The sequence below is a fragment of the Cereibacter sp. Soil_C_27 genome (assembly GCF_057657095.1).
On sequence record NZ_JBDGJD010000005.1, the window covers coordinates 313,832 to 339,137 of the forward strand.

Annotated in this window: 22 protein-coding genes; 20 read left to right on the forward strand and 2 right to left on the reverse strand. The window is 69.2% G+C overall.

Annotated features, from left to right (window positions below; genetic code table 11):
- The first annotated feature begins 33 nt into the window (after positions 1 to 33).
- Positions 34 to 2,385 carry an ATP-dependent helicase gene (locus AC3A5Z_RS18985; RefSeq protein ID WP_487520872.1) on the forward strand — a complete coding sequence of 784 codons (2,352 nt, stop codon included), beginning with the start codon at positions 34 to 36 and terminating at the stop codon, positions 2,383 to 2,385.
- A 1-nt stretch (position 2,386) separates the two neighbouring features.
- On the opposite strand, the gene AC3A5Z_RS18990 is transcribed toward AC3A5Z_RS18985, so the two are convergent.
- Both AC3A5Z_RS18990 and AC3A5Z_RS18995 read right to left on the reverse strand, forming a co-directional pair.
- On the reverse strand, positions 2,387 to 3,547 hold the full coding sequence (locus AC3A5Z_RS18990) for a benzoate/H(+) symporter BenE family transporter (RefSeq protein WP_487520873.1): 1,161 nt from the start codon (positions 3,545 to 3,547) through the stop codon (positions 2,387 to 2,389).
- An 866-nt stretch (positions 3,548 to 4,413) separates the two neighbouring features.
- Positions 4,414 to 4,629, reverse strand: a complete 216-nt coding sequence (locus AC3A5Z_RS18995; RefSeq protein ID WP_487520874.1) for a DUF1127 domain-containing protein — start codon at positions 4,627 to 4,629, stop codon at positions 4,414 to 4,416.
- Positions 4,630 to 4,903: 274 nt separating this feature from the next.
- Between AC3A5Z_RS18995 and AC3A5Z_RS19000 the strand changes: the two genes are divergently transcribed.
- From AC3A5Z_RS19000 to ftsA, 19 genes are all read left to right on the forward strand, one after another.
- A complete protein-coding gene (locus AC3A5Z_RS19000) occupies positions 4,904 to 5,971 on the forward strand; it encodes an Mrp/NBP35 family ATP-binding protein (protein ID WP_487520875.1) in 1,068 nt (355 codons plus the stop codon).
- 666 nt (positions 5,972 to 6,637) lie between these two features.
- A complete protein-coding gene (mraZ, locus tag AC3A5Z_RS19005; RefSeq protein WP_487520876.1) occupies positions 6,638 to 7,162 on the forward strand; it encodes a division/cell wall cluster transcriptional repressor MraZ in 525 nt (174 codons plus the stop codon).
- A gap of 3 nt (positions 7,163 to 7,165) precedes the next feature.
- Positions 7,166 to 8,167 carry a 16S rRNA (cytosine(1402)-N(4))-methyltransferase RsmH gene (gene rsmH, locus AC3A5Z_RS19010; RefSeq protein WP_487520877.1) on the forward strand — a complete coding sequence of 334 codons (1,002 nt, stop codon included), beginning with the start codon at positions 7,166 to 7,168 and terminating at the stop codon, positions 8,165 to 8,167.
- Positions 8,168 to 8,515 (forward strand): cell division protein FtsL, encoded by a 348-nt coding sequence (ftsL, locus tag AC3A5Z_RS19015; RefSeq protein WP_487520878.1) that lies wholly within the window; start codon positions 8,168 to 8,170, stop codon positions 8,513 to 8,515.
- Complete coding sequence (locus tag AC3A5Z_RS19020; RefSeq protein ID WP_487520879.1) at positions 8,512 to 10,305, forward strand: peptidoglycan D,D-transpeptidase FtsI family protein; 1,794 nt, start codon at positions 8,512 to 8,514, stop codon at positions 10,303 to 10,305. Before ftsL ends, AC3A5Z_RS19020 begins: the two co-directional genes overlap by 4 nt.
- Positions 10,306 to 10,317: 12 nt before the next feature.
- On the forward strand, positions 10,318 to 11,805 hold the full coding sequence (locus AC3A5Z_RS19025; protein WP_487520880.1) for a UDP-N-acetylmuramoyl-L-alanyl-D-glutamate--2,6-diaminopimelate ligase: 1,488 nt from the start codon (positions 10,318 to 10,320) through the stop codon (positions 11,803 to 11,805).
- A 76-nt stretch (positions 11,806 to 11,881) separates the two neighbouring features.
- Positions 11,882 to 13,327 (forward strand): UDP-N-acetylmuramoyl-tripeptide--D-alanyl-D-alanine ligase, encoded by a 1,446-nt coding sequence (locus AC3A5Z_RS19030; protein WP_487520881.1) that lies wholly within the window; start codon positions 11,882 to 11,884, stop codon positions 13,325 to 13,327.
- Entirely contained in the window at positions 13,328 to 14,410 is a 1,083-nt protein-coding gene (gene mraY, locus AC3A5Z_RS19035; RefSeq protein WP_487520882.1) for a phospho-N-acetylmuramoyl-pentapeptide-transferase, read from the forward strand.
- An 89-nt stretch (positions 14,411 to 14,499) separates the two neighbouring features.
- Positions 14,500 to 15,081 carry a BON domain-containing protein gene (locus AC3A5Z_RS19040; RefSeq protein ID WP_487520883.1) on the forward strand — a complete coding sequence of 194 codons (582 nt, stop codon included), beginning with the start codon at positions 14,500 to 14,502 and terminating at the stop codon, positions 15,079 to 15,081.
- A gap of 195 nt (positions 15,082 to 15,276) precedes the next feature.
- Complete coding sequence (murD, locus tag AC3A5Z_RS19045) at positions 15,277 to 16,674, forward strand: UDP-N-acetylmuramoyl-L-alanine--D-glutamate ligase (RefSeq protein ID WP_487520884.1); 1,398 nt, start codon at positions 15,277 to 15,279, stop codon at positions 16,672 to 16,674.
- Positions 16,675 to 16,945: 271 nt separating this feature from the next.
- Complete coding sequence (locus AC3A5Z_RS19050) at positions 16,946 to 18,112, forward strand: peptidoglycan glycosyltransferase FtsW (RefSeq protein ID WP_487520885.1); 1,167 nt, start codon at positions 16,946 to 16,948, stop codon at positions 18,110 to 18,112.
- 1 nt (position 18,113) lies between these two features.
- Complete coding sequence (locus AC3A5Z_RS19055; protein WP_487520886.1) at positions 18,114 to 19,226, forward strand: UDP-N-acetylglucosamine--N-acetylmuramyl-(pentapeptide) pyrophosphoryl-undecaprenol N-acetylglucosamine transferase; 1,113 nt, start codon at positions 18,114 to 18,116, stop codon at positions 19,224 to 19,226.
- The gene (gene murC, locus AC3A5Z_RS19060) at positions 19,223 to 20,635 is read left to right on the forward strand and encodes a UDP-N-acetylmuramate--L-alanine ligase (RefSeq protein ID WP_136792169.1); all 1,413 of its coding nucleotides are present in this window, start codon (positions 19,223 to 19,225) and stop codon (positions 20,633 to 20,635) included. The genes AC3A5Z_RS19055 and murC overlap by 4 nt, the downstream gene beginning before the upstream one ends.
- A 13-nt stretch (positions 20,636 to 20,648) precedes the next feature.
- The gene (locus AC3A5Z_RS19065) at positions 20,649 to 20,909 is read left to right on the forward strand and encodes a DUF2484 family protein (protein WP_181247673.1); all 261 of its coding nucleotides are present in this window, start codon (positions 20,649 to 20,651) and stop codon (positions 20,907 to 20,909) included.
- On the forward strand, positions 20,906 to 21,157 hold the full coding sequence (locus tag AC3A5Z_RS19070) for a DUF2484 family protein (protein ID WP_487520887.1): 252 nt from the start codon (positions 20,906 to 20,908) through the stop codon (positions 21,155 to 21,157). Before AC3A5Z_RS19065 ends, AC3A5Z_RS19070 begins: the two co-directional genes overlap by 4 nt.
- Positions 21,154 to 22,095, forward strand: a complete 942-nt coding sequence (gene murB / locus AC3A5Z_RS19075; protein ID WP_487520888.1) for a UDP-N-acetylmuramate dehydrogenase — start codon at positions 21,154 to 21,156, stop codon at positions 22,093 to 22,095. The genes AC3A5Z_RS19070 and murB overlap by 4 nt, the downstream gene beginning before the upstream one ends.
- Positions 22,096 to 22,127: 32 nt before the next feature.
- Positions 22,128 to 23,051 (forward strand): D-alanine--D-alanine ligase, encoded by a 924-nt coding sequence (locus AC3A5Z_RS19080; protein WP_487520889.1) that lies wholly within the window; start codon positions 22,128 to 22,130, stop codon positions 23,049 to 23,051.
- Positions 23,039 to 23,923: a cell division protein FtsQ/DivIB gene (locus AC3A5Z_RS19085; RefSeq protein WP_487520890.1), complete on the forward strand. Its 885-nt coding sequence runs from the start codon at positions 23,039 to 23,041 to the stop codon at positions 23,921 to 23,923. The genes AC3A5Z_RS19080 and AC3A5Z_RS19085 overlap by 13 nt, the downstream gene beginning before the upstream one ends.
- The gene (gene ftsA, locus AC3A5Z_RS19090) at positions 23,920 to 25,254 is read left to right on the forward strand and encodes a cell division protein FtsA (protein ID WP_487520891.1); all 1,335 of its coding nucleotides are present in this window, start codon (positions 23,920 to 23,922) and stop codon (positions 25,252 to 25,254) included. Before AC3A5Z_RS19085 ends, ftsA begins: the two co-directional genes overlap by 4 nt.
- Positions 25,255 to 25,306: the final 52 nt, after the last annotated feature.

Consider the following 25,306-nt stretch of genomic DNA (forward strand, 5'->3'; position numbering starts at 1 on the left):
TCCCTTCCGGCGCGATCCAGCTAGGATGGACGGATGAACGGTTTTGACGAAAACGATGCCTTCGAGGCTGCGGTGCCGCTGAGCCAGCGCGCCATGGCCGCGCGGCCGCAGCCCTATCTCGACGATCTGAACCCGGCGCAGCGCGCCGCCGTTCTGGCGCTCGACGGCCCCGTGCTGATGCTGGCCGGCGCCGGCACCGGCAAGACCAAGGCGCTGACCGCCCGGATCGTGCATCTGCTGAACACCGGCAAGGCCCGCCCGAACGAGATCCTCGCGGTGACCTTCACCAACAAGGCCGCGCGCGAGATGAAGGATCGCGTGGCGCGGATGCTGGGCCAGGTGGAGGGCATGCCCTGGATGGGCACCTTCCACTCGATCAGCGTCAAGATCCTGCGCCGCCATGCCGAACTGGTGGGGCTGAAGTCGAACTTCACCATCCTCGACACCGACGACCAATTGCGTCTGCTGAAGCAGCTCATCGTCGCCGCCAACATCGACGAGAAGCGCTGGCCCGCGCGGATGCTGGCCGGGCTGATCGACACCTGGAAGAACCGCGCCTGGACGCCGCAGAAGGTGCCCGCCTCCGAGGCTTCGGCCTACAACAACCGCGGCACCGAGCTTTACGACCAGTATCAGGCCCGGCTTCGTGCGCTGAACGCCACCGATTTCGGCGATCTCCTGCTGCATGTGGTGACGATCTTCCAGACCCATCCCGACGTGCTGGCGCAATACCAGCGCTGGCTGAAATACATCCTCGTCGACGAGTATCAGGATACCAACGTCGCCCAGTATCTCTGGCTGCGTCTGCTGGCCCAGTCGCACCGCAACATCTGCTGCGTTGGCGACGACGACCAGTCGATCTACGGCTGGCGCGGGGCCGAGGTCGGCAACATCCTGCGCTTCGAAAAGGATTTCCCCGGTGCCGAGGTGGTCCGACTGGAGCAGAACTACCGCTCCACCCCGCATATCCTCGCCGCCGCCTCGGGGGTCATCGCCAGCAATGCGGGGCGCCTGGGCAAGACGCTCTGGACCGACCGCGACGAGGGCGAGGAGGTCCGGCTGATCGGCCATTGGGACGGCGAGGAAGAGGCGCGCTGGATCGGTGACGAGGTGGAATCGCTCCAGCGCGGCACCCGCGGGCTGGAGCCGCACGGGCTCGACGACATGGCGATTCTCGTGCGGGCCTCGCACCAGATGCGCGCCTTCGAAGACCGCTTCCTGACCATCGGCCTGCCTTACCGCGTCATCGGCGGCCCGCGCTTCTACGAGCGGCTCGAAATCCGCGACGCCATGGCCTATTTCCGCCTCGCCGTCTCGCCCGACGACGATCTGGCCTTCGAGCGGGTGGTGAATACCCCCAAGCGCGGCTTGGGCGACAAGGCGCAGCAGGAGATCCAGCGCGAGGCGCGCGCCCATGGCGTGACGCTTCTCGAAGGCGCGCGCGGACTTCTGGCGCGGGCCGGGCTCGGCGGCAAGGGCGCGGGTCAGCTGCGCGGCTTCATCGAAGGCGTGGACCGCTGGCACGCGCTGACCCTCACGCCGCACAACCATATCGCGCTGGCCGAGCAGATCCTCGAGGAATCCGGCTACACCGACATGTGGCAGAATGACAAGACGCCCGAGGCGCCGGGTCGGCTGGAGAACCTCAAGGAACTGGTGAAGGCGCTGGAGCAGTTCGAGAACCTGCAGGGCTTCCTCGAACACGTCGCGCTCATCATGGACAACGAGACCGAGGAGGCGGCGCAGAAGGTCAGCATCATGACGCTGCATGCCGCCAAGGGGCTCGAGTTTCCCATCGTCTTCCTCCCGGGCTGGGAAGACGGGCTCTTCCCCTCGCAACGCTCGATGGACGAAAGCGGGCTGAAGGGCGTCGAGGAGGAGCGGCGGCTGGCCTATGTCGGCATCACCCGCGCCGAGGAACTCTGCACCATCTCCTTCGCCGCCAACCGCCGGGTCTATGGCCAGTGGCAATCGGCGCTGCCCTCGCGCTTCATCGACGAGCTGCCCGAGGCGCATGTCGACGTGCTGACGCCGCCCGGTCTCTATGGCGGCGGTTATGGCGCGGCGGGCATGGCCTCCACCAGCATGGATGCGCGGGTGGCCAATGCCAATGTCTACAACTCGCCGGGCTGGAAGCGCCTGCAGGACCGCGCCAGCACGCGGCCCGTCAGCCAGCCGCGCGAGCAGCGCAACGTCACCATCGACCTCGATGCCGTGTCGAGCTTCACGCTGGGCGACCGGGTGTTCCACCAGAAGTTCGGCTATGGCGCGGTGGTGGCGATCGAGGGCGACAAGCTCGACGTCGATTTCGACAAGGCGGGACTGAAGAAGATCGTCGCCCGCTTCGTCGTCGCCGCCAGCCAGGCCGACGACGTGCCGTTCTGATCTAGGCGCGGCGCAGACGTCGCCGCGCCGCCACGGCCTCCAGCGCGAAGACCAGAAGCCCTGCCGCCAGCCCCCAGAAGGCCGCGCCGATGCCGAAGACCGCGACGCCCGAGGCGGTGACGGTCAGCGTCACCACCGCGGCAAAACGCTGCTCGGGCACGGCGAAAGCCCCGCTCGCCGCCCCCATCAGCGGCGAGAGCAGCGCCAGCCCGACGATCCCGGTGATCAGCGCGGCAGGCAGCGCCCCGATCACCGCGAGGATCACCGGCCCGAACGCGCCGAGCGCCACCCAGACCGCCGCATAGATCAGCCCCACCTTCCAGCGCTGCGCGCGGTCGGGATGCACCTCGTCGCCGAGACAGATCGCGGCGGTGATCGCCGCCATGCTGATCGTATGCGCCCCGAACAGCGCCGACAGCGCTGAAAGCCCGCCGGTCACCGTCAGCGCCGGACGCACCGGCGGCACATAGCCCGCGGCGCGGAGCACGGCGAAGCCGGGCAGGTTCTGCGAGGCCATGGTCACGAGATAGAGCGGCACGCCGAGGCCAAGGAGCACGCTCACCCGGAACTCCGGCGCGATCAACGTGAGGCTCGGCAGGCCGAGGGCGAGCGGCGGCAGGCTTGCCCCGCCAGCGAAGGCAAGGAGGCCGCCGGTGGCCAGCGCCGCCAGCACCGCCATCGCCGGGTTCCACAGCCGCACCAGCGCGAAGACCGCGATCACCGGCAGCAGCAGCGCGGGCAGCGCCTCGGCCGCGCCGGGCAGCCGGAGGCAGAAGGGCAGCAGCACCCCGGCCAGCATCGCCGCGGCGATCCCGTCGGGGATCAGCGCCACCAGCCGGCCCAGGGGCTTCACCGCCCCGGTTAGCGCGATCAGCCCGCCCGCCAGCAGGAACGCCCCCACCGCCTCGGCCATGCCGATGCCCTCGGTCGCCGCCACCAGCGCCGCCCCCGGCGTCGACCAGGCCAGCACCACGGGCACCCGGCTCTGCCAGCTGAGAAAGGCGCTGCCGATCGCCTTGGCCAGACAGATCGCCAGGATCCAGGACGCCGTCTGCGCCGGCGTCGCCCCGACCGCCGCCGCTGCCGCCAGCAGCAGCGCGATCGTGCTGCCATAGCCGACCAGCGCCGCGACCAGCGCTGCCGAAACCATCGATGCCCGCATGAGAACCCCCGCGTTTGCGCCGACTATGCCGCTCGGCCCGTCAGGTGCAAGCCCGCCCAACGGAAAACGGCGGCGCGCTGGGAGGAGCGCACCGCCGCCGAGGGAAGAGCGCGGCGACCTCAGGGAGGAGGAGGAGGTCGCCGCTGGTCCGCGATGCCTCGGGAGGAGGTGAAGCATCGAAGGTCTTGTGGGTGGGGGCATGAACCCGAACCCGGAAGGGGAGTGCGGCGACCCCGGGAGGAGGATAGGGCCGCCGCTGGTCCGCGATGCCTCGGGAGGAGGTGAAGCACCGAAGGTCTTGGGGGTTGGAGGCGTGAGCCCGAACCCGGAAGGAGAGCGCGGCGACCTCAGGGAGGAGGAGGAGGTCGCCGCTGGTCCGCGATGCCTCGGGAGGAGGTGAAGCATCGAAGGTCTGTTGGGCTGGAGGCCTGAGCCCGAACCCGGAAGGAGAGCGCGGCGACCTCAGGGAGGAGGAGGAGGTCGCCGCTGGTCTGCGATGCCTCGGGAGGAGGTGAAGCATCGAAGGTCTGTTGGGTTGGAGGCGTGAGAGCCCGAACCCGGAAGGAGAGCGCGGCGACCTCAGGGAGGAGGAGGAGGTCGCCGCTGGTCTGCGGCGCCTCGGGAGGAGGTGAAGCGCCGGAGCTTGGGGGCAGGGGACCGAAGTCCGATGCCGTCTATCTGGTGCAGCGACCCCAGGTAGGAGGAGGGGGCCGCTGCGGTTACGATCGGCCCAGGGAGGAGGAGGGGCCTTTCGAACATCGTGTCGAAGCCGGGGCTTCGGAAGAAAGTGCGGCGATACCAGGGAGGAGGATTGGTATCGCCGCTTTGCTACAGGCCCCGGGAGGAGGTGGAGCCTCGCAAGAAACTCATTTGCCGTAGGCGGCTTCCGTCGCGATGCGGGTGACCATCGAGCGGTGGATGCCGAGGTCGGCCAGTTCGCGCTGCGTCAGGGCGTTCAGTTCCCGGACGGTCTGGTTGAAGACGCGACGCTGGGCCAGGGCCTCCTTCACCGCTTTGACGAGCATCCCCAGACGGTCGCCGAGACCGTTGTGTGCCGCGTGGGTGGTGTTTGCATAAGCCATGTCATCAGCCTCAAGTTCGTTTATCCTGCATGTCCGGTCCGGGTCGCCTTGACGCTGGCCGTCGTGCTGTTAGGGCAAACATGGGCCAATTGCTGCGTCTGCACAATGTCTCACGTCGGCAATGCTGCCATGCGGCAAGCGCATGGCTCAACTGACGCGATTCCCCAGCGTAAACAGGCGCTTCGTCTGTTAAATAGGCAAAACGAAAACGCCCGCTTGCCCTTTTCGACAGGCAAGCCAACCTAGGGCCGCCAAATCAGGCGAAGGAGATGCAATGTCGGTCGATCGTGAAACTGTCCTAGCGGTACTGGACCGCCTTTCCCTGCCCGATGGCAGCACGCTCCTGTCCCGCGATTTGATTCGGGCGCTGGTAATCGAACAGGGCGATGTTCGCTTTGTCATCGAAGCCGACTCACCCGATCAGGCGCGCGCGCTCGAACCCATTCGCCTCCAGGCCGAGACCGCGCTGCGCGCCTTGCCTGGGGTGACGGGGGTGCATGTGGTGACCACGGCCCATGGCCCCGCCGCCAAGGCGCCCAGCCTGAAGATCGGCCAGCATCCCGCGCCGCAGCAGGGCGGGCCGCAGCGGATCAGCGGCATCGACCGGATCATCGCCGTGGGCTCCGGCAAGGGCGGCGTCGGCAAGTCCACCGTGTCGTCCAACCTTGCCGTGGCACTGGCCCGGCAGGGGCGGCGGGTCGGGCTGCTCGACGCCGACATCTACGGTCCGTCGCAGCCGCGGATGATGGGCGTGTCGAAACGCCCGGCCTCGCCCGACGGCAAGACCATCATCCCCCTCAAGGCCCATGGCGTCACCATGATGTCGATCGGCCTCATGCTGAAGGAGGACGAGGCCGTGATCTGGCGCGGGCCGATGATCATGGGTGCCTTGCAGCAGCTCATCACCCAGGTGGAGTGGGGCACGCTCGACGTGCTGATCATCGACCTGCCGCCGGGAACGGGCGACATCCAGCTCTCGCTCTGCCAGCGCACCCATCTGACAGGGGCCATCGTCGTCTCCACCCCGCAGGACGTGGCGCTCCTCGATGCGCGCAAGGCGCTCGACATGTTCGTCAAGCTCAAGACCCCGGTGCTGGGGCTGATCGAGAACATGTCCTCTTATATATGCCCCAACTGCGGCCATGAGGCGCATATCTTCGGCCATGGCGGCGTCGCGGCCGAGGCGGCCCGGCTGGACCTGCCGTTCCTCGGGGAGCTGCCGCTCGATCTCGCCGTCCGCGTCGCGGGCGACAGCGGCACCCCGGTCGCTGCGGGCGAGGGGCCGCTGGCCGAGGCCTATGCCGCGCTGGCCGCCCGGCTGGTGAAGGGCGGCATGGCCTGATCCGACGATCCCGCGCCCTCCGGCATGGGACGGCATGGGATCACGCTCGAATCACGGAAACGAGAATCGGCGCGAAGGGGCGTCGGAGCCGCGTGCTCCGGCGCCCCTTCCGCGATTTTGCTGACCTGACGGGCACAACCGGGAGGAGGGATGGGTCTGGACGGGAAATCTTGGGAGGCGTGGCAAATCTGCATCTGGGGCTACATCTAGCGTCGATGCACGCCAGCTGTCGCATCCCTAGGTGCGGCTCCTGCCGACACCTCGTCCGACCGCGCCGGATTCCCGCCGATCACACCGCCGTTTCCCATGCCATCCCAAAATTACCCTTGCCGTCCCATGCTGTCCCGTGGCATCTCTGTCTCACGGCGACGATGAAGACGGGCACGACGAACTGGGGCGACAAAGACCCCGAACAGGCGAAGAAAAGCAGGCTCATACAGGCAACCGCCTTCATCTAATCAGAGATCCGGCGCGCGTGCGAGCAGACATCCCCCCAGGTGTGTGCGTGCAGTTGGACACCCCAGCGATGGGACAGACCCGGCGGATCGAGCAGTGGCAGCCGCTCGATCCGCCGATTTCATTTCAAGCCCCCGGCAACGACCGGGGCTTCCCGCAGCCCGGGCAGATCCGGGACGGGGACGAGGGCAGGTAAGGAGCCGAAAGGCCGTGTCGGAGGCATTCAGAGGCGAATTCAACCAGAAGGTTGATGCCAAGGCGCGGGTGTCGATCCCTGCGCCGTTTCGCCGTGTTCTGGAAGCCGGAGACCCCTCCTTCACCAGCGGCTCCCGGCCCAAGTTCTTCATCGTCTACGGCGGCGCGAATCGCGACTATCTCGAGTGCTACACCATTGCCGAGATGAGCCGCGTCGAAGCCAAGATCGCCCGCATCCCGATGGGCTCGCCGCAGCGGCGCTATCTCGAGCGCAACATGATCACCCTGTCGCTTCTGGTCGAGATCGACGACGACGGGCGTATCGTGCTGCCGCAGAAGGGCCGCGACAAGATCGGCATCTCGCCCGAGGAGCTGAAGGAAGGCCAGGAGGCGGTCTTTGCCGGCACCCTTAACAAGTTCCAGATCTGGAAGGGCGCGACCTACGAGGCCGAGCTCGAGAAGCAGGCGCTGGCCGAAGAGGCCGTGCTGGCCGAAGGGGCCGACATGCTGTCGCTCCTGCCCGACGATCTGGAGGTCTGAGCCGTGGCCGCCCGGGAGCCCGAGGCCGAGCGCGCACCGCACATCCCGGTGCTCCTGCGCCCGCTGCTGGCGGCTGTCGCCCCGGTCGACGGCGTCTGGCTCGACGGCACCTTCGGCGCCGGCGGTTACGCGCGCGGCCTGCTCGAAGCGGGCGCCGCCACCGTGATCGGCATCGACCGCGATCCCCTCGCGCTGAGCATGGCGGCCGAATGGGCTGGCGACTACGGCGACCGGCTGCGGCTGGTGGCGGGCACCTTCTCGCATCTCGACACGCTGGCAGGCGAGCCGCTCGACGGCGTGGTGCTCGATCTCGGCGTTTCCTCGATGCAGCTCGATCAGGCCGAGCGCGGCTTTTCCTTCGCCAAGGACGGCCCGCTCGACATGCGCATGAGCCAGGAGGGCGAGAGCGCCGCCGATCTGGTGAACACCGCTGCCGAGGAGCAGCTGGCCGACATCCTCTATCACTACGGCGAGGAGCGCGCCTCGCGCCGCATCGCCAAGGCCATTGTCACCGCCCGGGCGCAGGGGCCGATCACCCGCACCCTGCACCTGGCCGAAATCGTGGCCAAATGCCTGCCGCGCCCCAAGCCCGGCCAGATCCACCCGGCGACCCGCAGCTTTCAGGCGATCCGCATCGCGGTGAACACCGAATTCTCCGAACTGGTCGAGGGGCTGGAGGCCGCCGAACGCGCGCTGAAGCCGGGCGGCAAGCTGGCCGTGGTCACCTTCCACAGCCTCGAGGACCGCATCGTCAAGCGCTTCTTCCAGCTCCATTCCGGCGGCGAGGCCAATGCCAACCGCTACGCCCCCGCCGCCCAGACCGAGCGGCCGCGCTTCACCTTGCCCAGCAAGCGGGCGCTGGCGCCGGATGACGAGGAACTCAGCCTCAACCCGCGCTCGCGCTCGGCCAAGCTGCGCGTCGGCATCCGCACCGATGCCCCCGCCGGTCCCGCCGATCCCGAAGCCCTGGGTGTGCCGCTTATCCCGAAGAAAGGACGCCGCTGAATGCGCCCCGTGTTCTATGTGCTCAGCTTCCTTGCGGTCATGGGCCTCGCCTTCTGGGCCTACCGCGAAAACTACGCCACGCAGCAGGCGCTCAAGGATGTCTCCGGTCTGAACCGCGAGATCGCCGCCCTGCGCGAGGGCCTCTCGGTGCAGCGCGCCGAATGGGCCTATCTCAACCGTCCCGACCGGCTGCGCGAGCTGGCGGCGATCAACTTCGACCGTCTGGGCCTGCTGCCGCTGCAGTCCGACCAGTTCGGAGCCGCGGATCAGGTCGCCTATCCGCCCGAGCCGCTGTTCAATTTCACCCAGCCAGTCAACGTGATGGGCCAGCAAGAGGAACCGCTATGATCCGCACGCCGCTGCGCCCGCTCGCCCGCATCCTCACCGCCCGCGCCAAGGGCGAGAACCCCGATTCGATCGAGCGCGAAAACCTGCGTCTGCGCCATGAAGAGCAGCGCGACAAGGCGCGGGGCAGGGCGGAAGGCCGGCTGATGGTGCTGGGCCTCGCCTTCTTCGTCGCCTTCACGGTGATCGGCGGGCGCATGGGGCTCATGGCCTCCTCGCAGCCGACCGAGCCGCGCGCCGCCGCGACCGGGGCCGAGATCCTGAACCAGCGCGCCGACATCACCGACCGCAACGGCCGCATCCTCGCGACCAACCTGCTGACCCACTCGCTCTACGCCCATCCCAAGGACATGGTGGACAAGCCGCGCGTGGCCAAGGAACTGGCGGCGATCTTCCCCGAGCTCGACGCCGAGGCGCTGGAGCGGCGCTTCACCGACGGGCGCAGCTTCCTCTGGCTGCGGCGCAAGCTGAGCCCCGAGCAGATGCAGGCCGTGCATGACATCGGCGATCCGGGCCTTCTGTTCGGCCCGCGCGAGATGCGGCTCTACCCCAACGGCCGGCTGGCCGCGCATGTGTTGGGCGGCACCAGCTTCGGTGCCGAGGGCGTGCATTCCGCCGAGGTGATCGGCACTGCCGGCGTCGAGAAGGCGATGGACGCGCGGTTGCGCGACCCGGCACAGGGCCGCGAGCCGCTGGCGCTGTCGCTCGACATGACCATTCAGGCCACCACCACCGAGGTGCTGGAAGCCGGGATGAAGATGATGAACGCCAAGGGCGCCGCCGCGGTGCTGATGGACGTGCACACCGGCGAGGTGATCAGCCTCGTCTCGCTGCCCGACTTCGACCCGAACGACCGCCCGCAGCCGCTCGTCGGCAAGAAGGACGATCCCGCCGACAGCCCGCTCTTCAACCGCGCGGTGCAGGGCGTCTACGAGCTCGGCTCCACCTTCAAGATCTTCGCCGCCGCGCAGGCGATGGAGCTGGGGCTGATGGGCCCCGAGACCATGGTCGACGCCAACGCGCCGATGCGCTGGGGCAAGTTCCGCATCAAGGAATTCGAGGGTCACAACTACGGCCCCTTCCTCTCGGTCACCGACGTGATCGTGAAATCCTCCAACGTCGGCGTGGCGCATATCGCGCTGCAGATCGGCGCGCTGCGCCAGCAGGCCTTCCTGAAGTCGCTGGGCTTCTTCGATCCGACCCCGGTCGAGCTGATCGAGGCTCCCGGCGCCAAGCCGCTGATCCCGCCGCGCTGGGCCGACATCACCACCATCACCACCTCCTACGGCCACGGTCTTTCCGCCAGCCCCCTGCACCTCGCCGCCGCCTATTCCGCCATCGCCAACGGCGGCATCGCCGTGAAGCCGACGCTGCTCCGCCAGGACGGCCCGCGCCCGGCCGAACGGGTGATGCGCAAGGAGGTGGCCCTGAGCGCCGTCTCCATGCTGCGGCAGGTGGTGACGCGCGGCACCGCGAGCTACGGCGACGTGCCGGGCTACGAGGTGGCGGGCAAGACCGGCACCGCCGACAAGCCCAAGCCCACGGGCGGCTACTGGGATGACAAGGTGATCAACACCTTCGCCTCCACCTTCCCGGCCTCCGACCCGAAATACGTGCTCATCCTCACCCTCGACGAACCCGTCGAGACCACCGGCCCCAAGCCGCGCCGCACCGCCGGCTGGACCGCGGTGCCGGTCGCCGCCGAGGTGGTCCGTCGCGTCGCGCCGCTGCTCGGCCTCCGGCCCGAGGTTGAAGCCACCCCGATGGATGAGCTAGTAGCGGTCCGCAACTGACGGGACAGGACGATGGCGGATCAGGCAGGAACTCTCGCGGCGCTCGGCCTGACACCGACCGGCGCCATGCGCGCGCAGACCCGGATCACCGGGCTGGCGGTCGACAGCCGTCAGGTGAAGGATGGCTACCTCTTCGCGGCACTTCCGGGCGCGCAGGTGCATGGCGCGACCTTCATCCAATACGCGCTGCGCCAGGGTGCCGCGGCGATTCTCACCGATGCGGCGGGGGCGGCGCTGGCGCGTGACGTGCTTGGCGCAAGCGACGCAGCACTCGTCGTCGCCGAAGACCCGCGGCAGGCGCTCGCCTATGCCGCGGCGCTCTGGTTCGGCCGTCAGCCCGGCACGATGGTCGCCGTCACCGGCACCAACGGCAAGACTTCGGTCGCCACCTTCACCCGGCAGATCTGGCAGGCCTTGGGCCATGCCGCGATCAATCTCGGCACCACCGGAGTCGAGGGCGCCTGGACCGCGCCCTCCAGCCACACCACGCCCGAGCCGATCACCCTGCACCGCCTCCTGTCCGATGCCGCCGCCGCCGGTGTCACCCATGCCGCGATGGAGGCCTCCTCCCACGGGCTCGAGCAGCGCCGTCTCGACGGGGTGAACCTCGCCGCGGCGGGCTTCACCAATTTCACCCAGGACCATCTCGACTACCACGCCAGTTTCGAGGCCTATTTCGCCGCCAAGGCCGGTCTCTTCTCCCGCGTGCTCTCCGAGGATGGCACCGCCGTCATCAACCTCAACGACCCGCGTGGCGAGGAGCTGGCCGGCATCGCCCAGGCGCGCGGCCAGCGGGTGATCGGCGTCGGCCACGGCGAGGATGCCGAGCTGCGGCTCCTGTCGCAACGCTTCGACGCCACGGGGCAGGACCTGCGCTTCCAGTGGTATGGCAAGGTCCACATGGTCCGGCTGAACCTGATCGGCGGCTTTCAGGCCGAGAATGTCGCGCTGGCGGCGGGTCTCGCCATCGGCGCGGGCGACGATCCCGACCGGGTCTTCGCCACCCTGCCGCAGCTGACGGGCGTGCGCGGCCGCATGCAGCTCGCCGCCACGCGCCAGAACGGCGCCTCGGTCTTCGTCGATTACGCCCATACCCCCGACGCGCTGGCCACCGCGCTTAAGGCGCTGCGCCCGCATGTCATGGGCCGCATCGTCGTCGTCTTCGGCGCGGGCGGCGACCGCGACCGCGGCAAGCGCCCGCTGATGGGCCGCGCTGCGCTGGAAAACGCCGACGTGCTCTATGTCACCGACGACAACCCCCGCTCGGAAGACCCCGCCAGCATCCGCGCCGCCATCCTCGAGGCCTGCCCCGAGGCGCATGAGGTCGGTGACCGCGCCGAAGCCATCCTGCGCGGCGTCGATGCACTGACCCCGGGCGACGCCCTGCTGATCGCCGGCAAGGGCCACGAGACCGGGCAGGTGATCGGCGGCGACATCTACCCCTTCGACGATGTCGAACAGGCCAGCGTCGCCGCGGCGGCTCTGGACGGCCTGATATGACCGCGCGCCCTCTCCCCTGCCGGGTCCGGGGGGCTTGGCCCCGCGGCCTGTCCGCCCGCCAAACGAAAGCCCTCTGATGCCCGCCCTCTGGACCTCCGAAGACGCCGCCGCGGCCACCGGCGGCCGCTCGACCACCGCCTGGCAGGCCCGGGGCGTGTCGATCGACACCCGCACCGTCGCCCCCGGCGATCTCTTCGTCGCGCTGAAGGATGTGCGCGACGGCCATGACTTCGTGGCGCAGGCGCTGGCGAAGGGCGCCGCCGCCGCCCTTGTCTCGCGCATCCCCGAAGGTCTGGCCGAGGATGCGCCGCTCCTGATCGTTCCCGACGTGCTGCAGGCGCTCGAGGCCTTGGGCCGCGCCGGGCGCGCCCGGACCCGCGCCCGGGTCATCGGCGTCACCGGATCGGTCGGCAAGACCTCCACCAAGGAAATGCTGCGCGCCACGCTGCAGGGGCAGGGCAGCGTCCATGCCGCCGAGGCGAGCTACAACAACCACTGGGGCGTGCCGCTCACTTTGGCCCGGATGCCCGCCGACACCGATTTCGCGGTGATCGAGATCGGCATGAACCACCCGGGCGAAATCGCCCCCCTGGCCCGGCTCGCCCGCCCGCATATCGCGCTCATCACCACCGTCGCCGCCGCCCATCTCGAAGCTTTCGAGGACACCACCGGCATCGCCCACGAGAAGGCGGCGATCATGGACGGGCTGGAGCCGGGCGGCATCGCCATCCTGCCCGCCGATCTCGACGTGACCCCGGTGCTCGTCTCGCGCGCCGAACAGTCCAACGTGCGCACCGTGCTCTTCGGCACCTCCTCCGCCGCGCCCTACCGGCTGGTCGGCGTGCAGCTCACCCCCGACGCCACCATCGTCCGCGCCACCCGCGCGGGCGAGCCGCTCCTTTACAAGGTGCTGACGCCGGGCCGGCATTTCGCCGCTAATGCGCTGGCGGTGCTCGCCACGGCGGATGCGCTCGGGCTCGACCCGATCATCGCCGCCTGCGACATCGGCCAGTGGTCGCCGCCCCCCGGGCGCGGCACCCGCGAGCGCATCCTGATCGACGCGGTGGAGGACTACGCCTTCGAGCTGATCGACGACGCCTTCAACGCCAATCCCGCCTCGATGGACGCGAGCCTCGAACTCCTCGCCGCGATGCAGCCGACCGACAATGTCGGCCGGATCGCCTCCGGCCGCCGCATCGCCATCCTCGGCGACATGCTGGAGCTCGGCCCGACCGAGACCGCGCTGCACCGCGCCATCGCCGATCATCCGGCGCTCTCCTCCATCGCGGTGATCCACTGTGTCGGCCCGCGCATGCGCACCCTCTGGGAGGCGCTGCCCAAGCGCCAGCGCGGCGACTGGGCCGAGACCGCCACCGAACTGCTGGGCCGCGCCCATCTCTATGTCGATGCAGGCGATATCGTGCTGGTGAAGGGCTCCAAGGGCATAAAGGTCAGCCTGCTGGTTGACGCCCTGCGCAAACTGGGCAAAGCCAGCCCGTCAACGATCCGAGGGGACCAGTAGATGTTGTACCTCCTGACAAATTTCTCCGACGGGGGCGATGTCTTCAACCTCTTCCGCTACCTGACCTTCCGGGCAGGCGGCGCTTTCTTCACCGCGCTGGTCTTCGGCTTCCTCTTCGGCCGCCCGCTGATCGACTTCCTGCGCCGCAAGCAGGGCAAGGGCCAGCCGATCCGCGACGACGGCCCGGCCACCCATTTCGCCAAGGCGGGCACGCCCACGATGGGCGGGCTCCTCATCCTCTCGGCGCTCCTCGTCTCGACCCTGCTCTGGGCGCGGCTAGACAACGGCTATGTCTGGATCGTGACGCTCGTCACCTTCGCCTTCGGCCTGATCGGCTTTGCCGACGACTATGCCAAGGTCACGAAGCAGAACACCAAGGGCGTCTCCAGCCGGGTGCGGATGCTCCTCGGCCTCGCCATCGCGGCGCTGGCGACCTATGCCACCACCTATTTCCACCCGCCGGAGCTGACCGACCAGCTCGCCCTGCCTTTCCTGAAGGACGTCCTCCTGAACCTCGGCTTCTTCTTCGTGCCCTTCGGCATGATCGTCATCGTCGGCGCCGCCAATGCGGTGAACCTGACCGACGGTCTGGACGGGCTGGCGATCATGCCGGTGATGATCGCCGGCGGCACGCTCGGGGTGATCGCCTATGTCGTCGGCAACGCCAATTACACGGAATACCTCGGCGTGCATTTCGTCCCCGGCACCGGCGAGCTTCTGGTCTTCACCGCGGCGCTCGTCGGCGGCGGCCTCGGCTTCCTCTGGTACAACGCCCCCCCCGCCGCCGTCTTCATGGGCGACACCGGCAGCCTCGCGCTCGGCGGCGCGCTCGGCGCCATCGCCGTCTGCACAAAGCACGAGATCGTGCTGGCCATCGTCGGCGGCCTCTTCGTGGTCGAGGCGATGTCGGTCATCATCCAGGTGCTCTATTTCAAGCGCACCGGCCGCCGCGTCTTCCTGATGGCGCCGATCCACCACCATTTCGAGAAGAAGGGCTGGGCCGAGCCGCAGATCGTCATCCGCTTCTGGATCATCTCGCTGATCCTCGCCCTGATCGGCCTCGCCACGCTGAAACTGCGCTGAGCGCGCGCAGGGCGGTCCCGCCAAGGGAACCGCCCGCACCGCCGCCGGGTTTCCTCTCCAACGGGCAGACAGCCGCGAAGGAGACGATCATGGCCGATCCGAAGACCCCCACCGCCAAGACCCACGAGACCGCCGAACAGGGCGACCCGCGCGACCCCTATGCCACCGGCGACGCCGCACGCCCCGGCTCGGCCACCATGGTCGATGACGAGCGCGCCGACGGCCCGGCCAGCAACGATGTCGAGGACACCGGCCGCACCGATCTCTCCGGCTTCGACGTCGAACTGCCGCCCGACGCCCGCGCCCCCGGCACCCACAACCCCGGCCTCTCCGACGAGAACGCCGCCGACGGCTGGCGCGAATATGACAGCGACACCGAATGGGCCGGCGACAGCCCCTATCCCGACGTGCCGGAAGACGACGACGCCGAGACCGAGCCCTCCTCGGCCCGGGTGGAGGAGGGCGCCGACCTGATGCGGACCGCCACAACCCTGCTCGAGGAGGATGCGACCCTCGACATCGAGGATCTCTCGATCGAGCTGCGCGGCCAGACCCTGATCCTGCGCGGCAGCGCCGCGACCGAAGACGACCGCGAACGCGCCGAAGCCATCGTCAGCGCGCTCCCCGGCATCGCCAACGTCGACAACGAACTCGAAGTCGTCTCCGCCTGACACCCGGCATCCGACGGGCGCGGCTCCCCCCATTTTCTGTCGGAAAATATCCTCGGGGGTGAGCCGCGCAGCGGCGAGGGGGCAGACAGCCCCCTCCCTTCCTTTCACCTCCCTCCCTTCCTACCCCTCCCTCCCTTGCACCCGCCGCCCGCCCGCCGCATTGTCACGCCCGACCAGATCGAAAGGGCGCGCAGCATGATTCCGGTGCAGGGCTACAGGGGCCGCAAGGTGGCCGTTCTCGGGCTGGGCCGCTCCGGCCTCGCCACCGCCCGGGCGCTTGCAGCGGGTGGCGCCGAACCGCTGGTCTGGGACGACAGCCCCGAGGCGCGGGCCAAGGCCGAGGCCGAAGGCTTCGCCCCGCATGACCTCAGCCGCGCCGGCGCCTTCGAGGGCATCGCCGCGCTGATCGTCAGCCCCGGCATCCCGCATCTCTACCCGGCGCCGAACCCGGTCATCGCCCGCGCCCTCGCCGAGGGCGTGCCGGTCGACAATGACATCGGCCTCTTCTTCCGCTCCTTCGCCACCCGCGACTGGGAGGCCTTCGAGCAGTCCCCCCGGGTGATCTGCGTCACCGGCTCCAACGGCAAGAGCACAACCACGGCGCTGATCCACCATATCCTGATGGAGGCCGGGCGCCCGACGCAGATGGCGGGCAACATCGGCCGCGGCGTGCTCGATCTCGACCCGGCGCAGGAGGCCGAGGTGGTGGTGCTGGAGCTCTCCAGCTACCAGACCGATCTCGCCCGCGCGCTCACGCCGGATGTCGCGGTCTTCACCAATCTCTCGCCCGACCATCTCGACCGGCACGGCGGCATGGGCGGCTATTTCGCGGCCAAGCGCCGGCTCTTCGCCGAGGGCGGCCCCGACCGCGCGGTGATCGGCGTCGACGAGATGGAGGGCCGCTACCTCGCCACCCAGGTGGCCGAGGGGCCGGAGGACGACCGGGTGATCCGCATCTCCTCGGGCCAGAAGCTCGAGGGCTTCGGCTGGTCGGTCTTCGCCCGGCGCGGCTTTCTCGCCGAATGGCGCAAGGGCCGTCATGTCGCCTCGATCGACCTGCGCGGCATCGCGGGCCTGCCCGGCGCGCATAATCACCAGAACGCCTGCGCCGCCTATGCCGCCGTCCGCACGCTCGGCCTCGCGCCGAAGCTGATCGAACAGGCGCTAGCCAGCTACCCCGGCCTGCCGCACCGCAGCCAGACCGTGGGCGAGCGGGACGGGGTGCGTTTCGTGAACGATTCGAAGGCCACCAATGTCGACAGCGCCGCCAAGGCACTGCAGGCCTTTCCGAAGATCCGCTGGATCGCCGGGGGCCTCGGCAAGGACGGCGGCATCGCCGCGCTGCAGCCCTTCCTCGGCTCGGTGGTGAAAGCCTATCTCATCGGCCATTCCGCCCGCGACTTCGCCCTGCAGATCGGCGCCACGCCGCACGAGATCTGCGAGACGATGGAGCGCGCCGTCACCCGCGCCGCCGCCGAGGCCGAACCCGGCGAGGTCGTCCTCCTCGCCCCCGCGGCGGCGAGTTTCGACCAATACCCGAACTTCGAGAAACGCGGCGAGGATTTCACCGCGCGGGTGCAGGCGCTCGGCTGATCCCCCGGGGCCGGAGCGCGATCCTTCTGCGAAGGATCGGGCGTCTCCCGGGACACCGGCGCGCCATCGGCGGGAAGCCGCTCAACCCGCCACGGCCGAGCGCAACGCTCCAACCGGGGCGCCCGCGAAAATCCTTCGCAGAAGGATTTTCCGCCCCCCGGCCGCCGCCGTCCCGGCCCGCCTTTCCACTGGCCAGACCGGGGGAGTTTCGCTAGACTTCTTCCCAGACCCGGACAACCGGGCGGATCGAGGCAGTGCAGGCGGTTTTCCCATGACAGAGATGGTCTATGGCTCCATGCCCATTCGGGTGACGGAGCCGGTTCTTCCCCGTTGGTGGCGCACCATCGACAAATGGTCGCTCACGTCGATCCTCGTGCTCTTCGGGGTCGGCCTGCTCCTCGGGCTCGCCGCCTCGGTGCCGCTGGCGACGCGCAACGGGCTCGAGCCCTTCTACTATGTTCAGCGTCAGGCCTTCTTCGGCGGGATGGCGATCATCGCCATGCTGGCCACCTCGATGATGACGCCCGACATGGTGCGCCGGCTCGGGGTCATCGGCTTTGTCGCCGCCTTCGCGGCCCTGGTGATGCTGCCTTTCTTCGGCACCGATTTCGGCAAGGGCGCCGTGCGCTGGTTCAGCCTCGGCTTTGCCTCCTTCCAGCCGTCCGAGTTCCTCAAGCCCGGCTTCGTCATCCTCGCCGCCTGGCTGATGGCCGCAAGCCAGGAGCTGAACGGCCCGCCGGGCAAGACCTTCTCGCTGGTCGTGGCCACCATCATCGTGCTCTTCCTCGCCCTGCAGCCCGACTTCGGTCAGGCGGCGCTGGTGCTCTTTGCCTGGGGCGTCATGTATTTCGTCGCCGGGGCGCCGATCACGCTGATCGTCATCATCGGCGGCATCGTCGTCCTGGGCGGCACCTTCGCCTATGGCGCCTCCGAACACTTCGCCCGCCGGATCGACGGCTTCCTCACCCCCGATCTCGATCCGCGCACCCAGCTCGGCTATGCCGCCAACGCCATCCAGGAGGGGGGCTTCTTCGGCGTCGGCGTCGGCGAGGGGCAGGTAAAATGGTCGCTGCCCGACGCGCATACCGACTTCATCATCGCCGTCGCCGCCGAGGAATACGGGTTGATCCTCGTCCTGTGCATCATCGGCCTCTACGGCACGGTCACCGTGCGCAGCCTGTTCCGGCTGATGCGCGAGCGCGATCCCTTCATCCGGCTCGGCGGCACCGGGCTCGCCTGCATCTTCGGCGTGCAGGCGATGATCAACATGGGCGTGGCGGTGCGTCTCTTGCCCGCCAAGGGCATGACGCTGCCCTTCGTCAGCTACGGCGGCTCGTCGGTGATCGCGGCGGGCATCACGCTCGGCATGCTGCTCGCCTTCACCCGCTCGCGGCCGCAGGGGCAGATCGGGGATATCCTCTTCAAGCGGGGTCGCTGAGATGGGCCAGCGCGTCGGATCGGGGCCGCTGCTTCTGATCGCGGCGGGGGGGACCGGAGGACATATGTTCCCGGCGCAGGCTCTGGCCGAGGCCATGGTGCGGCGCGGCTGGCGGGTGAAGCTCTCGACCGATGCGCGCGGCGCCCGCTACGCCGGGGGCTTTCCCCATGTGGTGAAGGTGGAGGAGGTCGCCTCGGCCACCTTCGCGCGCGGCGGTCTCCTGGCCAAGGGTCTGGTGCCCCTGCGCATCGGCGGCGGGGTGATGGCGGCGGTGGGACAGTTCCTGCGCGACCGGCCCGCGGTGGTGGTCGGCTTCGGCGGCTATCCCTCGATCCCGGCGCTGGCGGCGGCGACGCTCCTGCGCCTGCCGCGGATGATCCACGAACAGAACGGCGTCTTGGGCAAGGTGAACACCGCCTTCGCCCGCCGGGTGCAGGCCGTGGCCTGCGGCACCTGGCCCACCGATCTGCCCGTGGGCGTCGAGGGCTGGCACACCGGCAATCCCGTCCGCGCCTCGGTGCTCGAACGCGCCGGCGCCCCCTATATTCCGCCCGGCGACTATCCGATGAGCCTGCTGGTGATCGGCGGCAGCCAGGGCGCGCGCATCCTTTCCGACGTGGTGCCCGAGGCCATCGCCGGCCTGCCCGAAGAGCTGCGCGGCAACGTCCGCGTCGCGCATCAGGCAAGGGCCGAGGATCTCGACCGCGTGACCCGCGCCTATGCCGAGGCGGGCATCCTCGCCGATGTGCAGCCCTTCTTCGCCGACATCCCGCGCCGCCTCTCCGAGGCGCAGCTGGTGATCTCGCGCTCCGGCGCCTCCTCGGTCGCCGACATCTCGATCATCGGCCGTCCCTCGATCCTGATCCCCTTCGCCGCCGCCACCGGCGACCACCAGAGCGCCAATGCGCGCGGGCTGGTGGAGGCCGAGGCCGCGATCCTGATCCCCGAATCCGCGCTTGACCCCGAGACGCTGAGGTTGCACATGACCGCCGTGCTGACCCAGCCCAAGGCGGCGCAGCAGATGGCGCGCAACGCGCTGGCGCATGGCCGCCCCGACGCCACCGAAAGGCTGGTCGAGGTGGTCGAGCACCTTGCAAGGAAAGAGACCACATGAACGCCGCGACCAAACTGCCGGGCGAGCTCGGCCCCATCCATTTCGTCGGGATCGGCGGCATCGGCATGTCGGGAATCGCCGAGGTGCTGATGACGCTGGGCTACCGGGTGCAGGGCTCCGACGCCAAGGCCTCGAAGATCACCGACCGGCTGGTGCAGCTGGGCGCGACCTTCTTCGAGGGCCAGAAGGCCGCGAACCTCGGCGAGGCGGCGGTGGTGGTGATCTCCTCCGCCATCAAGAAGGGCAATCCCGAACTGGAAGAGGCCCGCCTGCGCGGCCTGCCGGTGGTGCGCCGGGCCGAGATGCTGGCCGAGCTGATGCGGCTGCGCTCCAACATCGCCATCGCCGGCACCCACGGCAAGACGACGACGACCACCATGGTCGCCACGCTCCTGGACAAGGGCGGCTTCGATCCCACCGTCATCAACGGCGGCGTCATCCATGCCTACGGCTCCAACGCCCGGGCCGGGGCAGGGGAGTGGATGGTGGTCGAGGCCGACGAATCGGACGGCTCCTTCAACCGCCTGCCCGCGACCATCGCCATCGTCACCAACATCGACCCCGAGCATATGGAGCACTGGGGCACCTTCGACGCGCTCAGGAAGGGCTTCTACGACTTCGTCACCAACATCCCGTTCTACGGTCTCGCCGTCTGCTGCACCGACCACCCCGAGGTGCAGGCGCTGGTCGGCCGGGTCACCGACCGCCGCATCGTCACCTTCGGCTTCAACGCGCAGGCCGACGTGCGCGCCATCAACCTGCGCTACGAGAACGGCTCGGCCCATTTCGACGTGGCATTGCAGGGCGAGGGCGAGGGCGCGGTGATCGAGGGCATGGTTCTGCCGATGCCGGGCGATCACAACGTCTCGAACGCGCTTTCGGCCATCGCCGTCGCCCGCCATCTCGGCATGAAGAAGACCGAGATCCGCGAGGCTCTGGCGGCCTTCGGCGGCGTCAACCGCCGCTTCACCAAGGTGGGCGAGGTGAACGGCGTGACCATCATCGACGACTACGGCCACCACCCGGTCGAGATCGCCGCCGTGCTGAAGGCCGCGCGTCAGGCCACCAAGGGCCGGGTCATCGCCGTGCACCAGCCGCACCGCTACACCCGGTTGCACTCGCTGTTCGATGATTTCTGCACCTGCTTCAACGAGGCCGATGTGGTCGCCATCGCCGAGGTCTATGCCGCTGGCGAAGAGCCGATCCCGGGCGCAAGCCGCGACGATCTGGTGGCGGGTCTGATCGCCCACGGCCACCGCCACGCCCGCGCGATCCTGTCCGAGGAAGACCTCGAACGGCTGGTGCGCGAGCAGGCGCGGCCCGGCGACATGGTGGTCTGCCTCGGCGCGGGCACCATCTCGACCTGGGCCAACGGCCTGCCCACCCGGCTCATGGGGGCCGCCGCGTGATGCGGGCCCTCTGATGAGCCCGCCGCTCGTCCTCAGCTGCGTCTGGGTGCTTGCGGCCACCGGCACGGCGCTCCTGCCGATGCGGGCACAGATAATCCCCGGCCTCGCCCTCCTTGTTGCAGCACCGCCGCTGCTCTGGGCGATCGCCGCCTCCCACGGCCTGCTTCCCACGCTGGCCGCCCTGTTCGCCGTCCTGTCGATGTTCCGTCGCCCCCTGTTCTTTGCCACAAGCCGTCTCATGCGCGCCGCCGCCGCGCGGGAGGATGACCGATGAGCCCCTCACTGATCGCCGCCTGCATCTGGGCCGTCGTCGCCTCGGTGGCGGCGATGCTGCCGCAGCGCACCCACTGGCCCGCGGCCTTCCTGCTGATCGCCTGCGGCATCCCGCTGATCGGCTGGGTCACCTACCAGAACGGCCCCTACTGGGGGATGATCGTGCTCGCCGCCGGGGTGTCGATCCTGCGCTGGCCGGTGATCTACCTGATCCGCTGGCTGCGCCGCCCCGCGGAGCGTCCTGAATGACCGACCTGTCCCTCCCCCCCGTCCGCGGCACCCTCACCGCCAACCGCCCCCTGGCCGATCTCACCTGGCTGCGCGTCGGCGGTCCCGCCGACTGGCTGTTCCAGCCCGCCGACGAGGCCGATCTCTGCGCTTTCCTCGCAGCCCTCGACCCCGCCATCCCGGTCTTCCCGATCGGCGTCGGCTCCAACCTCATCGTCCGCGACGGCGGCTTGCGCGCCGTGGTCATCCGCCTCGGCCGCGGCTTCAACGCCATCCGCGTCGAGGGCGACCGCGTCATCGCCGGGGCCGCCGCGCTCGATGCCCATGTCGCGCGCAAGGCCGCCGAGGCCGGGCGCGACCTCACCTTCCTGCGCACCATCCCCGGCGCCATCGGCGGCGCGGTGAAGATGAACGCAGGGTGCTACGGCAGCTACACCGCCGACCACCTGATCGAGATCCGCGCCGTGACGCGCGAGGGCAGGGCGGTGACGCTCTCCGCCGCCGACCTGCATCTGGCCTACCGCCAGAGCCGACTGCCCGAAGGCTGGATCATCACCGAGGCCAGCTTCCGCGCCGCCCCCGGCGATCCCGCCACGCTCGAGGCGCGGATGGCCGACCAGATCGCCAAGCGCGACGCAAGCCAGCCGACGAAAGAGCGCAGCGCCGGCTCCACCTTCCGCAACCCGGCGGGATTCTCCTCCACCGGACGGGCCGACGACGTGCAGGATCTCAAGGCCTGGAAGGTGATCGACAACGCAGGATTGCGCGGCGCCCGCCTGGGTGGCGCGCAGATGAGCGAGATGCACAGCAACTTCCTGATCAACACAGGCGGCGCAACCGCCGCAGATCTGGAAGAATTGGGCGAGCAGGTCAGAAAAAGGGTTTTCGAGACCGCCGGAATAAGGCTAGAATGGGAAATCATGCGGGTGGGCGAAGCACCCGTAACAAAACAAGAATAACGCAGCCGACAATCGGCGCGATGAGGCAGTAAATGGCGGGAATGTCTGGCAAGGCATCCCTCCGGGTGGCAGTGCTGATGGGTGGACCCTCCGCAGAACGCGAGGTTTCGCTCGTCTCCGGGCGTGAATGCGCCAAAGCCCTGAGGGACGCAGGCTATGAGGTGGCGGAGGTCGATGCCGGCCCCGACCTCGCGCAGACGCTTGTCCAGCTGAAACCCGATGCCGTCTTCAACGCGCTGCATGGCCGCTGGGGCGAGGATGGCTGCGTTCAGGGCCTGCTCGAATGGCTCCGCATCCCCTACACCCATTCCGGCGTGCTGGCCTCGGCGCTGGCCATGGACAAGGCCCGCAGCAAGGAAGTCTTCGCCGCCGCCGGTCTGCCGGTTGTGACGAGCGTGCTCGCCTCCGCCGAGGAGGTGCGCCAGCGCCACGTCCTGCCGCCGCCCTATGTGGTCAAACCCAACAACGAGGGCTCCTCGGTCGGCGTCTATCTGGTGAACGAGGCCGCGAATTCCCCGCCGCAGCTCTCGCCCGAGATGCCCGCGACCGTCATGGTCGAAACCTACGTCCCGGGCCGCGAGCTCACCGTCACCGTCATGCAGGACCGCGCGCTCTGCGTCACCGACATCGTGACGACCGGTTGGTATGACTACGACGCAAAATACAAGGCGGGCGGCTCGCACCACGTCCTCCCCGCCGACCTGCCCGCCGAGATCACCGCGGCCTGCCTCGACTATGCCGAGCGCGCCCACAAGGCGCTCGGTTGCCGCGGCATCAGCCGCACCGACCTGCGCTGGGACGAAAGCCGCGGCCTCGACGGGCTGATCCTTCTTGAAACCAACACTCAGCCCGGCATGACGCCGACCTCGCTCGCCCCCGAGCAGGCGGCCCGTGCCGGACTGTCCTTCGCGCAGTTCTGCGCCTGGATCGTGGAGGATGCATCGTGCAATCGCTGAGCGCCATTCCACCCCGGCGCGACCCCGCGCCGAGCCGTGCCGCCTACCGCATGCAGCGGCTCTGGCTGACGCCGCTGTTCCGCGCCCTCATGCGCATCGGCCTGCCCGCCTTCGGCATAGCCTTCCTCGTCGGCATCTATCTGGCCAGCGACACCCGCCGCGAGGCGCTGGCCGGGGGGCTTGCCTCGATGGTCGATGCCGTGCAGCAGCGCCCCGAGTTCATGGTCTCGCTGCTCTCGGTCGAGGGCGCCTCGCCGGGTCTGGCCGACAGCATCCGCACCGCCATGGCGCTGAAACTGCCGGTCTCCTCCTTCGACATCGACCTCACCGCCGCCCGTGCCCGGATCGAGACGCTCGACGCCGTGGCCTCGGCCGATCTGCGCGTCCGCTCCGGCGGCGTGCTCGAGGTGAAGGTGACCGAACGGGTTCCGGCCGTGGTCTGGCGCAACACCCTCGGGGTGACGCTGCTGGACGACACCGGGCGTCGCGTGGCGATGATCCCGACCCGTCAGGCCCGCGCCGACCTGCCGCTGGTGGTCGGCGACGGCGCCGATGTGGCCGCCCCCGAGGCGCTGGAGCTTCTCGCCGCCGCGAAACCCATCCTGCCCCGCCTGCGCGGTCTCGTCCGCATGGGCGAGCGGCGCTGGGATCTGGTGCTCGACCGCGGTCAGCGCATCCTGCTGCCGACCGAGGCCCCGGTGAAGGCGCTTGAACGGGCGATTGCGCTCGATCAGGCGCAGAAGCTGCTCGACCGTGACGTGATTTCCATCGATCTGCGCATTCAGGACCGCCCCGTCCTGCGGCTTGCCCCCTTCGCTCTGGGCGAGCTGCGGCGCTCGCGGGGCATAGATACAAGTGAGAGCGACCTATGACCGACCTGTACCAGTCCCAGCGGGCGATGCGGAACATGCGTCAGGCCGCCATGCAGCGCGGAGTGATCGCCATCCTCGACGTGGGCTCCTCCAAGATCGCCTGCCTCATCCTGCGCTTCGACGGGCCGGAGCGCCTGCGCGAGCAGGACGGGGTCGGCTCGATGGCCGGGCAGTCCTCCTTCCGGGTGATCGGCGCCGCCACCACCCGGTCGCGCGGGGTCCGCTTCGGCGAGATCTCGGTGATGAACGAGACCGAGCGCGCCATCCGCACCGCCGTCCAGGCCGCGCAGAAGATGGCCAACGTCCGCGTCGATCACGTCATCGCCTGCTTCTCCGGCGCCGAACCGCGCAGCTACGGCCTTGCCGGGGAATGGGAGCTGCAGGATTCGGTCGTCACCGAACAGGACGTGGCCCGCGTGCTCGCCGCCTGCGACGTGCCCGACATCGGTGCGGGCCGCGAGGTGCTGCACGCCCAGCCGGTGAACTTCGCCCTCGACCACCGCACCGGCCTCGGCGACCCGCGCGGCCAGATCGGCAACCGTCTGGCCTGCGACATGCACCTGCTGTCGGTCGAGGCCGACGTGATCCAGAACCTGCTCTATTGCATCAAGCGCTGCGATCTCGAACTCGCGGGCATCGCCTCCTCGGCCTATGTCTCGGGCATCTCCAGCCTCGTCGAGGACGAGCAGGAGCTGGGCGCCGCCTGCATCGACCTCGGTGGCGGCTCCACGGGTCTGTCGGTCTTCATCAAGAAGCACATGATCTACGCCGATTCCGTCCGCATGGGCGGCGATCATGTCACCTCCGACATTTCCAAGGGCCTGCAGGTGCCGCTGGCCGTGGCCGAGCGCATCAAGACCAAGCACGGCGGGGTGCAGGCCACCGGCATGGACGACCGCGACATGATCGAGATCGGCGCGGATTCGGGCGACTGGGAGAAGGACCGCCGCACCGTCAGCCGCACCGAGCTGATCGGCATCATGCGCCCCCGCGTCGAGGAGATCCTCGAGGAAGCCCGGGCCCGGCTCGATGCCGCGGGATTCGAACACCTGCCGAGCCAGCAGATCGTGCTCACCGGCGGCGGCAGCCAGATCCCCGGTCTTGACGGTCTGGCGGCCCGCATCCTCGGCCAGCGCGTCCGCCTCGGCCGCCCGCTCCGCGTGCAGGGCCTGCCGCAGGCGGTCACCGGACCGGCCTTCGCCTCGGCTGTCGGGCTCTGCCTCTTTGCCGCCCATCCGCAGGACGAATGGTGGGATTTCGACATCCCCGCCGAGCGTTATCCGGCCCGGTCACTCAAGCGCGCGCTCAAATGGTTCAAGGACAACTGGTAACCCCCATATCCAGCGTTGCCAGCGAAATACCGCCGAAGTCGGGCGGTGCTCA

What these genes read in the sequence shown, in the direction of transcription:
- AC3A5Z_RS19000 (WP_487520875.1), top strand. Translation starts at nt 4,904, where the DNA reads ATGTCGGTCGATCGTGAAACTGTCCTAGCGGTACTGGACCGCCTTTCC.
- AC3A5Z_RS19065 (WP_181247673.1), top strand. Translation starts at nt 20,649, where the DNA reads ATGAGCCCGCCGCTCGTCCTCAGCTGCGTCTGGGTGCTTGCGGCCACC.
- AC3A5Z_RS19070 (WP_487520887.1), top strand. Translation starts at nt 20,906, where the DNA reads ATGAGCCCCTCACTGATCGCCGCCTGCATCTGGGCCGTCGTCGCCTCG.
- murD (WP_487520884.1), top strand. Translation starts at nt 15,277, where the DNA reads ATGATTCCGGTGCAGGGCTACAGGGGCCGCAAGGTGGCCGTTCTCGGG.
- ftsA (WP_487520891.1), top strand. Translation starts at nt 23,920, where the DNA reads ATGACCGACCTGTACCAGTCCCAGCGGGCGATGCGGAACATGCGTCAG.
- AC3A5Z_RS19030 (WP_487520881.1), top strand. Translation starts at nt 11,882, where the DNA reads ATGCCCGCCCTCTGGACCTCCGAAGACGCCGCCGCGGCCACCGGCGGC.
- mraY (WP_487520882.1), top strand. Translation starts at nt 13,328, where the DNA reads ATGTTGTACCTCCTGACAAATTTCTCCGACGGGGGCGATGTCTTCAAC.
- AC3A5Z_RS19080 (WP_487520889.1), top strand. Translation starts at nt 22,128, where the DNA reads ATGGCGGGAATGTCTGGCAAGGCATCCCTCCGGGTGGCAGTGCTGATG.
- murC (WP_136792169.1), top strand. Translation starts at nt 19,223, where the DNA reads ATGAACGCCGCGACCAAACTGCCGGGCGAGCTCGGCCCCATCCATTTC.
- AC3A5Z_RS19040 (WP_487520883.1), top strand. Translation starts at nt 14,500, where the DNA reads ATGGCCGATCCGAAGACCCCCACCGCCAAGACCCACGAGACCGCCGAA.
- AC3A5Z_RS19025 (WP_487520880.1), top strand. Translation starts at nt 10,318, where the DNA reads ATGGCGGATCAGGCAGGAACTCTCGCGGCGCTCGGCCTGACACCGACC.
- AC3A5Z_RS19020 (WP_487520879.1), top strand. Translation starts at nt 8,512, where the DNA reads ATGATCCGCACGCCGCTGCGCCCGCTCGCCCGCATCCTCACCGCCCGC.
- AC3A5Z_RS19050 (WP_487520885.1), top strand. Translation starts at nt 16,946, where the DNA reads ATGACAGAGATGGTCTATGGCTCCATGCCCATTCGGGTGACGGAGCCG.
- AC3A5Z_RS18990 (WP_487520873.1), bottom strand. Translation starts at nt 3,547, where the DNA reads ATGCGGGCATCGATGGTTTCGGCAGCGCTGGTCGCGGCGCTGGTCGGC.
- ftsL (WP_487520878.1), top strand. Translation starts at nt 8,168, where the DNA reads ATGCGCCCCGTGTTCTATGTGCTCAGCTTCCTTGCGGTCATGGGCCTC.
- AC3A5Z_RS19055 (WP_487520886.1), top strand. Translation starts at nt 18,114, where the DNA reads ATGGGCCAGCGCGTCGGATCGGGGCCGCTGCTTCTGATCGCGGCGGGG.
- murB (WP_487520888.1), top strand. Translation starts at nt 21,154, where the DNA reads ATGACCGACCTGTCCCTCCCCCCCGTCCGCGGCACCCTCACCGCCAAC.
- AC3A5Z_RS18995 (WP_487520874.1), bottom strand. Translation starts at nt 4,629, where the DNA reads ATGGCTTATGCAAACACCACCCACGCGGCACACAACGGTCTCGGCGAC.
- AC3A5Z_RS18985 (WP_487520872.1), top strand. Translation starts at nt 34, where the DNA reads ATGAACGGTTTTGACGAAAACGATGCCTTCGAGGCTGCGGTGCCGCTG.